At 57.3% G+C, this 13,840-nt stretch carries 16 protein-coding genes; 8 read left to right on the top strand and 8 right to left on the bottom strand.

What is annotated here, in order from left to right; translation table 11 throughout:
• Window positions 1-127: 127 nt before the first annotated feature.
• From flhC to GYM47_RS00550, 7 genes are all read right to left on the bottom strand, one after another.
• Entirely contained in the window at window positions 128-652 is a 525-nt protein-coding gene (gene flhC / locus GYM47_RS00580; RefSeq protein WP_153843269.1) for a flagellar transcriptional regulator FlhC, read from the bottom strand.
• Window positions 649-981, bottom strand: coding sequence for a flagellar transcriptional regulator FlhD (flhD, locus tag GYM47_RS00575; RefSeq protein ID WP_139527806.1), 333 nt, complete (start codon window positions 979-981; stop codon window positions 649-651). The genes flhC and flhD overlap by 4 nt, the downstream gene beginning before the upstream one ends.
• A gap of 103 nt (window positions 982-1,084) precedes the next feature.
• Window positions 1,085-1,378: an EscU/YscU/HrcU family type III secretion system export apparatus switch protein gene (locus GYM47_RS00570; protein WP_139527805.1), complete on the bottom strand. Its 294-nt coding sequence runs from the start codon at window positions 1,376-1,378 to the stop codon at window positions 1,085-1,087.
• Window positions 1,362-2,582: a flagellar hook-length control protein FliK gene (gene fliK / locus GYM47_RS00565; RefSeq protein ID WP_153843270.1), complete on the bottom strand. Its 1,221-nt coding sequence runs from the start codon at window positions 2,580-2,582 to the stop codon at window positions 1,362-1,364. Before fliK ends, GYM47_RS00570 begins: the two co-directional genes overlap by 17 nt.
• Entirely contained in the window at window positions 2,579-2,986 is a 408-nt protein-coding gene (gene fliT, locus GYM47_RS00560) for a flagellar protein FliT (protein WP_139527803.1), read from the bottom strand. Before fliT ends, fliK begins: the two co-directional genes overlap by 4 nt.
• Window positions 2,987-2,993: 7 nt before the next feature.
• Window positions 2,994-3,410: a flagellar export chaperone FliS gene (gene fliS / locus GYM47_RS00555; RefSeq protein WP_139527802.1), complete on the bottom strand. Its 417-nt coding sequence runs from the start codon at window positions 3,408-3,410 to the stop codon at window positions 2,994-2,996.
• 166 nt (window positions 3,411-3,576) lie between these two features.
• Window positions 3,577-5,268: an HD domain-containing phosphohydrolase gene (locus GYM47_RS00550; RefSeq protein ID WP_153843271.1), complete on the bottom strand. Its 1,692-nt coding sequence runs from the start codon at window positions 5,266-5,268 to the stop codon at window positions 3,577-3,579.
• Window positions 5,269-5,530: 262 nt separating this feature from the next.
• On the opposite strand from GYM47_RS00550, the gene GYM47_RS00545 reads away from it, so the two are divergent.
• On the top strand, window positions 5,531-5,887 hold the full coding sequence (locus GYM47_RS00545; protein WP_153843272.1) for a flagellar protein FlaG: 357 nt from the start codon (window positions 5,531-5,533) through the stop codon (window positions 5,885-5,887).
• Between the two features lie 71 nt (window positions 5,888-5,958).
• Here the strand turns inward: GYM47_RS00545 and fliE are convergent, their stop codons facing one another.
• Window positions 5,959-6,285 carry a flagellar hook-basal body complex protein FliE gene (gene fliE, locus GYM47_RS00540; protein ID WP_139527799.1) on the bottom strand — a complete coding sequence of 109 codons (327 nt, stop codon included), beginning with the start codon at window positions 6,283-6,285 and terminating at the stop codon, window positions 5,959-5,961.
• A gap of 256 nt (window positions 6,286-6,541) precedes the next feature.
• Here fliE and fliF point away from each other — a divergent pair, with 256 nt between their 5' ends.
• The 7 genes from fliF (at window position 6,542) to fliL (ending at window position 13,837) form a co-directional block, all read left to right on the top strand.
• On the top strand, window positions 6,542-8,299 hold the full coding sequence (gene fliF / locus GYM47_RS00535) for a flagellar basal-body MS-ring/collar protein FliF (protein WP_153843273.1): 1,758 nt from the start codon (window positions 6,542-6,544) through the stop codon (window positions 8,297-8,299).
• Entirely contained in the window at window positions 8,292-9,296 is a 1,005-nt protein-coding gene (fliG, locus tag GYM47_RS00530) for a flagellar motor switch protein FliG (protein ID WP_139527797.1), read from the top strand. The genes fliF and fliG overlap by 8 nt, the downstream gene beginning before the upstream one ends.
• Window positions 9,289-10,050, top strand: coding sequence for a flagellar assembly protein FliH (gene fliH, locus GYM47_RS00525; protein WP_153843274.1), 762 nt, complete (start codon window positions 9,289-9,291; stop codon window positions 10,048-10,050). Before fliG ends, fliH begins: the two co-directional genes overlap by 8 nt.
• Before the next feature lie 4 nt (window positions 10,051-10,054).
• The gene (gene fliI, locus GYM47_RS00520; RefSeq protein WP_139527795.1) at window positions 10,055-11,443 is read left to right on the top strand and encodes a flagellar protein export ATPase FliI; all 1,389 of its coding nucleotides are present in this window, start codon (window positions 10,055-10,057) and stop codon (window positions 11,441-11,443) included.
• Entirely contained in the window at window positions 11,444-11,896 is a 453-nt protein-coding gene (gene fliJ / locus GYM47_RS00515) for a flagellar export protein FliJ (RefSeq protein ID WP_139527794.1), read from the top strand. It abuts the gene before it with no gap.
• Window positions 11,897-11,918: 22 nt separating this feature from the next.
• Window positions 11,919-13,202, top strand: a complete 1,284-nt coding sequence (locus GYM47_RS00510) for a flagellar hook-length control protein FliK (protein ID WP_153843275.1) — start codon at window positions 11,919-11,921, stop codon at window positions 13,200-13,202.
• Between the two features lie 158 nt (window positions 13,203-13,360).
• Window positions 13,361-13,837 (top strand): flagellar basal body-associated protein FliL, encoded by a 477-nt coding sequence (gene fliL, locus GYM47_RS00505; RefSeq protein ID WP_139527792.1) that lies wholly within the window; start codon window positions 13,361-13,363, stop codon window positions 13,835-13,837.
• Window positions 13,838-13,840: the final 3 nt, after the last annotated feature.

Raw genomic sequence — 13,840 nt, 5'->3', positions numbered from 1 at the left:
ACATCATACTCAGACGAATGCGCTGCTTAATGAAAAAGTACCACCGCCTTTTACCGCTATCTAAGCGTTAAAGGGCCAGTTTATTGCCTCTCTGCCATGCCGCCAGGGGCGTGACAATTTTATACGTTTAGCGCGACGCCTTACGGGTCTTGCCAGCTCGGGATGGGGGCTGACAAATACCGCACACGTAGTCGTGGACGGGGCTATGGGCGTGCGCCACGAAGCGGCCTTCACAACGCGTGCAGGTGGTTAGCTGCAAAAGGTCGCTTTCGAAAAAGCGCACCAGTGTCCAAGCACGTGTCAGCCCAAGCACAGGCTCCACACCTTCCAAAGAAATCTGCTCTTCGTACAGTCGATAAGCCTTAACGAAGGCGTCGATGCGCTCACAGCCCGCGCCTTTCAGCAGCCCGACATAAATGTTGTAGAAGAACGAGGAGTGCACGTTGGGCAGCCAAGTGACGAACCAATCCGCAGAGAATGGCAGCATCCCCTTAGGCGGCGACATTCCGCGCACTTCTTTGTAAAGTTTGATCAAGCGGGTACGGCTCAGCTCCGTCTCCGTCTCCAACACCTGCAAACGTGCACCTAATTCGATCAGCTCAATGGCCAGCTGTACTTGGTGCATTTCATCAACCAAGCTTTTCTGGCTCACTTCGACTCTCCTGACGTCAGCGATCTCATCGGCTCACAGGCAGATAGCAGTGACGCATGCAGCCCCGACAGCCCTTGATCCCTAGGGTTTTCAAGAATGTCGCGCAGCCGCTGTCCACTCGAGTGGCTGAACCGGCAGACCAACTGGTTGCTCCGCGCCAGCTTGGTCAATTGCCACGCATTGAGCGATATCAAAAGGTCGGCGAGCTCACCATCGATTTTTAGGCGAAACATCGCTGCCTCACGATCTTCGCTCAACAGCCGCTGCGCAAGTAATAGATACGCTAAGTTGATCTCTTGAATTTCATCGAGAAAGCTTGTTTGACTCATAGTGTCCCATCGAACGACACAGGCGCTACATTGTGACCGTTATACTGGCGCCATTGATGACTTTTGTTCCCAGTATCATGGTTGCATACAACGCTTGCATTGGCTACTTGAGCCTTTCACGCTGAGTCAGCCCACTGTCCGATAGCTCAAAGACCCAGACGAGCAGCTCAGCGACGACCTGATACAAGCTGGCAGGTATCTCTGCATCTAAGTCTAACTGCATTAATAGCGCTACCAATTCTGGGGCATCGTGTACGTAGATACCCTGGCGCTGCGCTTCCGCCATAATCCGCTCTGCAAGCTCCCCGTATCCTTTTGCCACGACACGTGGAGCCCGCTCTCCCTCTTGATAGGCCAGCGCGACGGCTTGGCGGCGTCGATCATCCGCGATCGCCATCATCGCTCTCCAATGTTACATGTCTCACCATGACACGAACTTTACGGAAATCGAAGGCACTTAACCGCTGCTCCAACGCGCCAACGCCCTCTTCTAGGCGCTGTTGAGTCGTCACATTATCGGCCGTCAAATCGATCGTTAGAGTTCCCTGATAAAGTGACAGCGCAATGCTAAAGCGTCCGAGATTAGGGACATCGAGCTGCATTTCCGACCGCCACCCCTCGTCTGCCTCACCCTCGTCCCCCCCCGCGCCTTTTTGCCCGTCGCGACCGGGCAGATGGATCACGAGCGCCATAAAAATCCCCGCCCAGACATCACCTTCCCAGCGCAGCGTCGGCGTTACCATCATCTCCAATTGCTGACGCACGAGCCCTTGCAAGCTCTCGTGAACGATCTCCTTGGGCCCTCCTCGACTCGACACGTCCCATTCGCTGCTCACTGGCAAGGCCACGGGCACCTGAGGCAGCTCTCGACTGACCGTCAAGGGAGGTGGCGTAGCGCTGGGGCTGGGCGGCAACAGGGCGGGACGCTCTAGCAGTAGCTGACCGCCCGCTGCCGGGGTCAGCGATGTATTAGGCAAAATGGCTAACGGCGCCGAGCTCGCCAATAGCGCCGACGCAGGAGCCGTGGAGGTGGTATTCAGCACTGCCGATGTAGCGTTAGGCACGAAGATGGCGGCAGGGCGAGGACCAGGCTGCATTTGTGGTTCACGCATCAGCTGTTGACGGGGAGCCTCCCCTTGAAACCAGCGCTTAAGGTGGGATTCGTAAAAGAGACCGCTGTCTCGAATACTCGCCTCTAATCGGTTAGCCAATACCGTTGCCGAGGGCGTCTCCTGCGTTGTCATTAGCGGCGCTTGTGGACGTAGCACGGTGGGAGGAGCAGGAAAACGCAGCAACACATCGGCGATAGTGCGCGCCGCCGGACTGAAATGCGTTTGCGTGGAGCTAGGAGCCCCCGTGGGCAGCGCGCCCGGTGGCGCTTGTCGAAACCCATCGGGCGAGCCTGGCAAGCGCTTTAGATCACCCAATAGCGGTGCGAGTGGGCGGCCATCCAGCCCAGCATCACCCTGTAACGCTCTTGGTCCGTCACCGGCATATACCGGTTGAACGGGCGCATTCAAAGCACGCTGTGTGGACACCTCGGCTTGGCGGCCAAGCACCTGATGCAACAGGGTGTCGATAAGCGGCGTAATGCCACTCACGACGCCCCCTTATCGCGAGAGGGATCGCTCTCGTAAGCGTCGTAGGCCCCCTGCTGGGGCGCATAAGCGCGGTGCAAATCCCGCTGACGCTGGGTGACACCGATCAACTTGCCAAGCTCATCACGCCGGGCAACCAAGCGGCGACGAATCTCAACGTCATGCTCCAGAATTTGCTCTAGCAGTTCAGACTTGCGCTGCTTACCCTGCGCATCGAGCACGACCGTGACATCTAATTCACGCAGCTCTTCAACCAGCACCACGTAATTACTGCGCTGTTCGATCAGTTCTGCCCACTGCTCTGCGTTCGCCAGCTCATGCATATGGTGAACGCGCACCAGCAGCTTTGAATAAGCATCCAAGAGTGCCTGTTGCGAATGACGATGGGCTGTTTCGGAAGCTGCCATGCTTGCCTCATGCACTCTGCTGTTGACCGATTTCACGCCATGCGGAAGCGATATCTTCAAGTAAACGCTCGGCTTGATTGAGGCTTTCTTCGTCGTTGCGTAAGTTAGCCGCCAACAGCAAGCGAGCGATATAGTCGTACAGTGACGCAAGCCGCTCGGCAATAACGCCACCTTTCTCTTGATCAAGGGCCGCCGCCAGGCCGTTATTGATAATGTCGAGAGCCTTGGAAATCGAGCGCCCTTTTTCGGCCCGATTACCAGCTTGCATATGAATACGTGCTGCACGGATGGCTGCCTGAGCACCGTCAAAAAGCATCACGATCAGTTGATGCGGGTCAGCAGACATCACACCACTTTCAACGCCGACACGGGCATACGCACTTGCACCACGTCCATTAGCGGCGCCACCGCGAGTGTAAGTCATTGGCGGGCACTCCTGTATGAGGTAAAACGACAGCCGTTACTTCGCAGCGAACGGCTGTTTCAACTGAGTGGTTGAGCATGCTTGCTCAGCTATTCAATATATCGGCGCGGGCGTCGCGGACTTTAAGCATAATGGCGTTTTAATTTTGCCACCCTGCGCGGGCCACCTATGTCGAGACGGCTACTTCACGGATGGGTTTACCCAGTCGTTCCAAGACGTCGCCTCGAATGACCGCACCCAAATTGTCACGCATGGGTGGCTCTGACTGCTGCGTCAACACGACCTCTAGCGGCGAACCACTGTCATCGAGACGTAGTACCCAGGCCAACTGTTCGCTCGAAAAGAGCGCCAAAGAACCCACCGGTAGCGTTTTGAAATGCTCGATGTAACGCTTGATCCAGCGCGGGTCGAACTGATGCGGATGCGCAAGGAGGTGTCGGTAGATCTGCTGAGCGGTGCGCCCTGGGCGATCCGCACGGTCGCGCCGCATGGCTTCTACCACATCGACGACCGCACTCGCTTTTGCCAACTCGTTGATGTCCTCACCGGTCAACCCTTCTGGATAACCGCTACCATCAAGCCGCTCATTGATACCACCAATGACGGCTTGCGCCACGGTGGCAGAGAGCCACTGGCAGGTATGTAGACGCGCCAATAGTAGCGACACGTGCTCACTGAGCGCGCGACGATGGGTCGCCTCAAAGCTAGGCGCCTTGAACACTACCTGCGGTATCAACGCTTTACCCAGGTCGTGAACCAATCCACTTGCCACGATGGCCTTACGCACTTCCCGGGGCATGTTATTGCCTACCAAGTCCAGTAGATGCACCGCCACGGCGATACCGTGGCGCACCAGCAGCGGCTCCAATGAAAGACAGCGAGAAGCAAACAATAGCCCTTCACGATCCTCTTCGTGCAGCATCAACAAACGGTCGGCATTGCGTGAAAGCTGGCGTGAATCGATGTCGCTCCCCTGCTGAAGCAGCAGCAACTGGGCATCCAAAAACGCCGCCACTTTGACCAAGCGCCGCGCCATTGGTGTCGCGTAGCGACGAATATCTCGTCTTCCCACGTGCTCGGTATCCGGCGCACGACGACTAGGCTGCTCGAAAAGGGGCGACGGCTGACGCTCTTCTTGGGCTTCTTTTTTATAACGCGACGCTTCGCGCTCGATCTCGCAGACGAAGTACCAAATCTGGCGCTCTTGTTCGGACGTGCAGCCTGTAAAACGGAAGCCAACGCGCAATAAGTGACGCTCAGGGTCGGTTTTTTGGTGCCGCGAAACCGCGTGAACCTCGAAGTAAGTGCCATTAGGGAAAGTCAACGCAATCTTCAGCGGCGCATCGGTCTCTGCCAGCACGCCACTAGCGGCCAACGGCAACTCAAGCTGGCATCCGTCTTGCGACAGGTCGCGCAGCTCGCCCAGCACACTTTCACCCCCATCCCCAAAGACGGTCGCCGCCACCACCATACCCATGCGCAGTTCGGCACGATAGGACTCACGACGCTGCAAAACGTCGACTGAGGCAGGATAATCACTGCAACATAAAAAACGACCGCCAGAACGGCGGGTTTCGGTCAACGAGAGAAGCGGCGTTCTCACTACTTTACCCTGGGATTGACCACGCAAGAAAAACTGCTCTCCTTGCTGCAAGCGGCCCAGCAAGTAGTCGACGGAGGAGAGATCCATGACGAGCGTGTCGCCCTCATGCTGCTCCATCAACACAATAGGCTCTGGACTCGCATCAGGGGCTGCCAAGCAAAGAGACACGCCGCCACTCTCGATCATGGTGTTTAATAGAGAGCTTATGGCCGACGCGCTAGTGACGCTCTCGTACTCATCTTGCTGGACTTCCATGCGTGCCTCACTTTCCCCAACGCGTTATGTATTAACACCCATCACAAAGTAACAAAGCATAACAGAAGCTTTCATTGAGCCGTATGCCCGCCATAGGGCTAATAACACTTTCTTTTCGTCTATAGTAAAAACTATAAAGTTGATGGCAAACATGCCGATAGACTTGTGAAGAGGCTCATCACCGAACGGTAAACGGCCTCACGCCTTTACTCGGTTACGCTACCTAGCCATGACTGGCTTCGCTTAGGGAGGAACGTTGTATATGGGCCCATTCATCGTTGATTCAATCGCCTCATCACTCGTCGCCGCACTGCCGCAGGAGCGCTCACGCCATGATTCCAGCCTCATTGCGATCACGCCTACCCCCCTCCAGCCAGCACCCTCAGACACTCAACCCGCGACCAGAGAAGAGCTGGTGGAACCTATCCAGCGCATCAACGATGTCATGCGCCCTCGTGGGCTTGAATTCGACATCAGTGAGGATTCATCGCGCATCATCACCCGAGTGATCGATCGAGAAACGGGCGATGTGATACGCCAAATCCCCGCAGAAGAGATATTACAAATGGCCGAACGCCTGGAGGAACTGCAAGGCAAGCTTATCTCTTCACAAGCGTAACGGTAGCAGCGCACGGCCAAGAGCGTCGGCATCGTGTCAGCCGACCACCCTCTCGGCTTAAGCTAAACGCCTTACACCTGCATATTCATAACGTCGCGGTATGCGGTCACTAAACGATTGCGTACCTGCATACCCATTTGAAAGGCCACGCTCGCTTTCTGCATATCGACCATGACATCGTTCAGTTCGACGTTCGGCTCACCAGCCTGAAACGCCATCGCTTTCGCGTTGGCCGACTGCTGTAAACGATTGATACGCTGAATAGAAGCCTGCAGCTCACTACCAAAGCCCGACTGCCCAACCGACGTCGTTAGCTGCTCGCCCTTGATCGGCTGAGCCGCCTGGGCGGCGAGCCCTTGCATCTGCTGCAGCGCAGACTGTATGGAAGGTGAACTCATACACTTGCCTCAATTTGCGGGTGGCCATTTAATGCCGCAAGCCTACCATCGGTACGAAAAGCCTCATACGTACAAATGCGTGTGAAAAGCCAAGCTTTTCGTTCATTTATGGTTGACGCCCCCCAGGATAATGGCGTCCATCACAATTCCGCTTCATTCTTTCAGCGGATAACCGCGATTGACGGATATAGCCTATGCCTTCTTTGGTGATGCGCCTTGGTCGACCCCCGTTTTGCCTTCCCATCTGGAGGGACGCATGAGCGAAACGGGTGCGACGGCAGGCCGTCAAAACAGCACGACACAAAGCCCTCCGCGTAGCGGAGCTGCAGAGAACGACACCAACAGCCCATCGGTTTTTGAGCGCACTATGAAGCAGTTGCGCGGCAATCCGCTTGTGGTCGTTTTGGTGGCCGCTGCTGCGTCTATCGCGATTGTGGCCGCCCTCTTCATGTGGGCCAGCAGTCCCGACTACCGGGTGCTTTATAGCAACCTCAGCGAAGCTGACGGCGGCCGAATCATTACAGAGCTAGATACCCGTGGCGTTCCCTATCAGTTCAGCCAGGGTGGCCAAGCCCTGCTGGTACCCAGCGACCAAGTGCACACCCTGCGCCTTCAACTGGCCGAACAGGGTCTACCGCAAGGGGGTAACCTGGGTCTAGAGCTCATGGAAACGCAGGCGTTCGGTATTAGCCAGTTTGCTGAGCAGGTCAACTTCCAACGTGGACTGGAAGGTGAGCTTGCCCGGTCCATCGAGTCGCTGGGGCCCGTCGAACGCGTCCGAGTGCATCTTTCCATGGCGAAGCCGTCGGTCTTCATCCGCGACCGGGAGCCTGCCAAGGCATCCGTCGTGCTCACTCTGTTACCTGGGCGGGTACTGGGTGAGGGTCAGGTGAGCGCCATCGTCCACATGGTGTCCAGCAGCGTGCCCGAACTCGCCATTGAGGACGTCACCGTCGTCGATCAAAACGGGCGTCTACTGACAGCCAACAGCGCCCAAGGCAACGATCTAGACGGCACTCAGCTGGCCTATATCACGGAAGTCGAACGCTCTTACCAGCAGCGGATCGAAAACATCCTGTCGCCTATCATGGGCAGCGACAATGTACGCGCCCAGGTAGCGGCTCAAATCGATTTTTCGCGTCGTGAGCAAACCTCCGAGCGCTATAGCCCCAACCAAGCACCTAACGAGTCCGCCGTACGCAGTCGCCAGCTGAGCCTGTCGTACGATGGCGAAGACCCGTTAGCGACCGGCATTCCTGGCGCGCTCAGCAATACTCCGCCAGGTGTCGCTCCCTCCCCCATCAATCAGCCAGATGCAGAAGAGGGCGATGGGAACGACGATGCCGAGCCCGGTGCGCTGCGCAACCTGCGTCAAGAAGACGTGGTGAATTACGAAGTCGACCGCAGCATCGAGCACGTTCAGCATCGCCTGGGCCAAGTCCAAAGGCTCTCTGCAGCGGTCGTTGTCAATTTCCGACGCGTGACCAATGAAGAGGGCGAGGTAGAACAGGTGGCTCTCAGCGCCGAGGAGATCGCCCAGATCGAACGCCTTGTTCAGCAGGCCATGGGATTCTCTGAGCTACGAGGCGACCAAGTCGAAGTCGTGAATACGCCCTTTGCCGCCGATGACGAGACTCGCATCGAACCGGTGTGGTGGCAGCACCCCGACAACATCGCCATGGCGACGACGCTGGGCCGCTACCTTCTTGTCGCTATTGCCGCCTTGCTACTCTATTGGCTGATTTTGCGCCCGCTGATCAAGCGCTACACGCAACCTCCGGTGATGGCGGCTGCCATGCCTGGAGGAACGCTGAGTACACGCATAGGAGATGAAGAGGACGAGCAGGAGAGTGAGAGTGATGGCGACGAGGAAGACACCTACAGCAGCAAGCCCAAGCGCCGTCGCAAAACGTCGCTCTACGAACACAACCTTAACGATCTGCGAGAGATGGCTCAGGAAGACCCCCGTATGGTCGCGATGATCATTCGCAGTTGGATGAACGCCAATGACTAGCATTGCCGAAATGAGCGGCGCTCGTAAAAGCGCCATTCTCCTGCTGGCGCTGGATGAAGACAGCGCCGCAGAGGTGTTCAAATTCCTCAGCGCCAGCGAAGTGCAAGAGATCAGTACCGAAATGGCGCGGCTTCACCAAGTCTCCCATGAAGACATGAAAGCCGTGCTAGAAGCCTTCCATCGCGAGACCGAAGAGTTCGTGGCCCTGAACCTCAACTCAAGCGAACACATTCGGTCGGTGCTGACCAAGGCGCTGGGCAGTGAGCGAGCCACCAGCCTCATCGAGGACATTCTCGAATCTACGGGCGAAAACTCGGGTATCGATGCCCTGAACCTGATGGAAGCATCCATGGTATCGGAGCTTATCCGCGACGAGCACCCGCAGATCATTGCGACCATCCTGGTACACCTGGATCGTCATCAGGCGGCCGATATTCTCGAGCTGTTCGAAGAGAAGTTGCGTAACGATGTCGTCCTGCGGATTGCCACGTTCAGCGGCGTTCAGCCTGCCGCTCTGCAGGAGCTCACCGAGGTGCTCAGCAGTATGCTCGATGGCCAGAACCTCAAGCGTAGCAAAATGGGCGGCGTAAGAACGGCGGCCGAGATCCTCAACCTGATGAATTCGTCTCAGGAAGAAGTGGCCATCGAGACCGTTCGTTCGCACAGCGAAGATCTTGCCCAGAAAATCATCGACGAGATGTTCCTGTTCGAGAACTTGCTGGACCTGGACAACCGTGCCATTCAGATGGTGCTGCAAGAAGTCGAGACGAACTCCTTGGTGGTGGCACTCAAGGGAGCCCAAGACGCGCTGGTGGACAAATTCCTGCGCAACATGTCCCAGCGTGCTGCCGACTTGGTTCGCGAAGACATGGAAGCCCGTGGCCCCATTCGCGTTTCCCAGGTAGAAACCGAGCAGAAAGCGATTCTACAAATCGTTCGCCGCCTGGCTGATTCAGGTGAAATCGTCCTAGCAGGTGGAGACGACGAGTATGTCTAATACGCATGCTCCCGAGTTTGACCGTCACGGAGATTGGCGACGTTGGCAAATGGACGAGCTGACCTCGACCCGCCGCTCACAATTCGACAGCCATGGCAAAGTGCCTAACGAACACCAGCGAAAAGTCGAGGCGGCACGGCGCGCAGCAGAGGAAGCGCGGGTACGTGAAGAGCAAGAGCGCAAAGACATTTACGAACGACTGCGCAAAGCCGCCGAAGAAGAGGGGTACCAGGCAGGGCTGGCGCGCGGACATGAAGAGGGGTATGCCCAAGGCCTTAGCGAAGGCCGCGAGCATGCCGTGCAAGAGCTCAACGAACAAATCCGCCAGAGCGTGACACCTCTGGCGGCGTTAGCTAAACAGTTCTCCGATGCTCTTGAGCGCCTTGACGACACCATTGCTCACGACCTGGTAGAGCTTGCTTTGATCACCGGCAAGCAGTTGGCAGGCGAGGCATTGGCAGACCATCCCGACCATATTCTCGCCATCGTGCGAGAGCTGCTGCACACCGAGCCTCCGCTCGTTGGCAGCCAACGGCTATGGCTCAACCCCGCTGACCATGAACTCGTCGCTGAGCACTTAGGCAGCGAGCTAGAAGCGGCCAGTTGGACGCTGCAGCCGGATGACCAGCTGGCACGTGGCGGCTGTCGCTTGACCAGCGCCCAGGGCGAATTGGATGCCACGTTCGAAAGCCGTTGGCAGAGCGTCCAAGCTCAGCTCCGTAAGCGCCACAGCGCGCCATCATCGGGAGCATAATGCCATGAACCATTTACGTTGCCCGCATCAGCACCGATGGCAAAAAGCTCTCCAACGCACGACTCAGCGCGTGGGAAGGCTACCGTATTACCGCACCAGCGGTCGCGTGGTGCGCGCAACGGGCATGGTGATCGAAGTAGTCGGGTTACGTGTGGCGGTTGGCAGCGCCTGCCAAATCGAACTTCCGGGCGCCGATGGCCGCCTGAACGACAGTGATAAGCATGCCGAAGCCGAAGTCGTTGGCTTCTCGGGCGATAAGCTTTACCTGATGCCGCTGGAAGAAATTTCTGGCTTGATGCCAGGCGCACGGGTGACGCCCTTGGTCGATGGCAACGGGCATAGTGCTCGTCGCTTCCCAGTCGGCGACGAACTGCTGGGGCGCGTGCTCGATGGTAACGGTAACCCGCTCGACGACCGTGAAAGCGTCGAAGAGGCACCCCGCACGACCCTGCAGTCTCGACCGCTCAACCCACTGTCTCGAGCGCCCATAGAGTCACAGATCGATGTTGGTATCCGCGCCATCAACGCACTGCTTAGCGTAGGCCGAGGCCAACGCATGGGGCTATTCGCTGGCTCTGGCGTCGGTAAATCGGTACTGCTGGGTATGATGGCACGCTATACCCAAGCCGATGTGATCGTGGTTGGCTTGATCGGCGAGCGTGGCCGCGAAGTGCAGGATTTCATCGACAATATTTTGGGTCCAGAGGGCCGTCGACGCGCCGTGGTCGTCGCCGCCCCTGCCGACACGTCGCCCCTCCAACGATTGCAGGGGGCCGCTTACGCCACGCGCATTGCCGAAGGGTTCCGCGACGCTGGGCGCAACGTGTTGCTGATCATGGACTCGCTAACGCGCTATGCCATGGCCCAGCGGGAAATCGCGCTCGCCATCGGCGAACCGCCCGCCACGAAAGGGTATCCGCCATCGGTGTTCGCCAAATTGCCTGGCTTGGTCGAGCGGGCGGGAAATGCGGAGCGAGGCGGCGGCTCGATTACGGCGTTCTATACCGTACTCACCGAGGGAGATGACCAGCAGGACCCTATCGCCGATTCGGCCAGGGCGATCTTGGATGGCCATATCGTGTTATCACGCACACTGGCCGAAGCAGGCCACTACCCTGCCATCGACATAGAAGCGTCTATCAGTCGTGCGATGACTGCCATCGTGACGCAAGAACAGCAGCAGAAAGCGCGAACGTTCAAACAACTCTTTTCACGCTATCAACGCAACCGCGATTTGATCAGCGTGGGAGCCTACAGCCCTGGGCATGACCCTCGGCTAGACGAAGCCGTCAATCGCTTTCCTGATTTAGAGCGATTTCTTCAACAAAATATCGAGGAGTGTGCGCCGCTTGAGGAGTCCCGCCAAGCCCTGCACACGGTAGTGGGAGGCTAAATGAGTCATCAACAGCTCGATATGCTGACAGACCTTGCCCGCGATGCACGCGACCAAGCCGGCAAACTGCTGGCGCAAGAGCGCCAAACTCAGCAGCAAACCGAAGCGCAGCTACAGTCGCTCAATCGCTATCGGGCGGAGTACGCCGAGCGTTTACAGCAAGCCATGCGTGACGGCATCGACCCCGCTACCATGTACAATTATCAACAGTTCTTGGCGTCACTGGATGCTGCTCTTAGCCGTGCCCGACAGGCGCTAGCGGCGCAGCAAAAGCGCGTGCAACAAAGCCAACAGCACTGGCAACAGGAGCAGCGCAAACTCTCCTCTTACGATACACTGGCCTCGCGCCGGTTATTAGAAGAGCACCGCCGACAAGCGCGTCACGAGCAGAAAGCGAGCGACGACATGGTCACTAATCGTCTGGCTCGCCAACAGTCTGACAAACCCCTTTAGCGTCGCGTCAGGAAGCCTATTCATGAATATTCAACTGTTACTTTCTGCGAGTCCTAGCCAAGGCAATGGCATGTCGGCTTCACAGGCAACCGGGGCTCAAAGCCTCTCCAGCAACGGTCTTTTCCGCCAAGCCATGCTTCAGGCGAATGAAGGACAGCCACGCCTGCCGCAAGAACTCGCTACCGGTGCGACATCCGCCTCACAGGCATCGGCTGCTCTGAAGGAGTTCGCCTCGCTATTGGAGTCACTAGGCATTGAGCTCGACCAAGAAGAGCTCGCGACGCTGCTCGCGCAGCTACACAACGCAGAGCAACCCAGCGCCGACCAGCTAGCCGCTCTGCCCGGCATGCTCAGCAGCACCGGAGAGACCTCACCATCATCGCTTGACGAAATTTCCAGTCGTCTTGCGCTGGTCGCAGCCTTCAGTGATGCAACGACTCAATCCCGCGACGTCACGGCTGAGACCGTGTCGATTGCTGATATTGCCGAACAGTTAGCGATAAGCCAACAAGATGCTGCCGCGTTAGTCGCTGCTTATCAGCAACTCGCTGCCGGCACAGGCTCGGCCGGTGACTCTACACTTGAGTCCCGCAACCAGCACATCGTCTCACTGCTCGCCGCCAACTCTACGGCTCATGCATCCTCGAGCAGTCAGCCTGCCACATACAGCACGCTGACGGCATCGGCTGCGCAAATGAATGCATCTCAACTTCGCGTCAGTAGTGAGGCAATGACGAGTGCCTTGGCGGTCAGCAATGGCGCTAATGACACAGCTGCGCGGCTGGGTAGCGCCAGCGAACTAGCACTCAACGTGCCTAATGTTCATGGCACTCCTGCCCCTGCTGCCGTTCCATCGGGCACCTCGCTCCCCTCCTCGATCGGTACTCCCGTATCGCATCCGGCGTGGCCATCCCAGCTCGGTCAGCAACTCGTTCAATTTGCTCAGCGAGGGGGGGAGCAACACATTCAGATGAAACTGCACCCCGCCGAACTTGGCCCGCTCTCCATTTCATTGAAAATGACCGAACACGGTGCCCAGGCGCACTTCTTATCGGCTCATGCGCAGGTTCGTCAGGTATTGGAGCAGGCGATTCCGCAACTACGCGACGCGCTGGCCGAACAAGGCATTTCACTGGGTGAAACGTCAGTGGGTGAGCAAAACGCTTCCAATGAACAAGCCTTTGCCCAGCAGGGTAATGGCGGCGGCGGGCTGATTGACGGCAACGACGTCGAAAGTAATGGGCCAACAGCCACGTTGGACAGCACGCCGGTAACCCTGGATGGACGCGTCGATCTCTATGCTTAAGTCGCCTCGGCGTTTGGCATGACCTATGTCGTCATGATCGGGTTAATTAACTAAACCAAAAGATAGGCTCCCCAAGGAAGCCTGTTCGTTTCTTCACCATCACCCGCGTTAGGCATAATGCTTGGCTAGCGTCATGCGTGAACATCATGGGAACAACAATGGCAGAATCAAGCGGCGGATCAAAAAAACTGCTTTGGGTAATGATCATTCTTGTCTTGCTCTCGTCAGCAGGTGCAGCGGCGGCGATCTACCTCGTGCTCGACCAGCGTGACGGCAGCACCGATGGAGAAACCCAACAGCAAACGGTCGCACACACGCCTCCGGTGTTTACGCAGATCGAACCCTTTACCGTCAATCTTGCGGATGACCGCTTTGGATCGCGCCTACTTTACGCGGGTATTACCCTGCGTGTGGGTAACGAACAAAGTAAAGCACTCATCGAAGAGCACATGCCGCAAGTTCGCAGCCGTCTGCTCATTCTGCTCTCAGGCAAGCAAGCCAACCAGCTGACCTCGACAGAAGGCAAAGAGACGCTCGCCCAAGAAATCATTAACCGCTTGAGCGTTCCACTGACGGAAAACCAGCCCCCGCTAGACCTTCGGGAAGTGCTGTTTACCGAATTCATTGTGCAATAACCT

The sequence above is a fragment of the Vreelandella piezotolerans genome (assembly GCF_012427705.1).
Taxonomy (GTDB): domain Bacteria; phylum Pseudomonadota; class Gammaproteobacteria; order Pseudomonadales; family Halomonadaceae; genus Vreelandella; species Vreelandella piezotolerans.
Note: the sequence above shows the minus strand (reverse complement) of the source record. Positions and strands in the feature narration are given on the sequence as shown.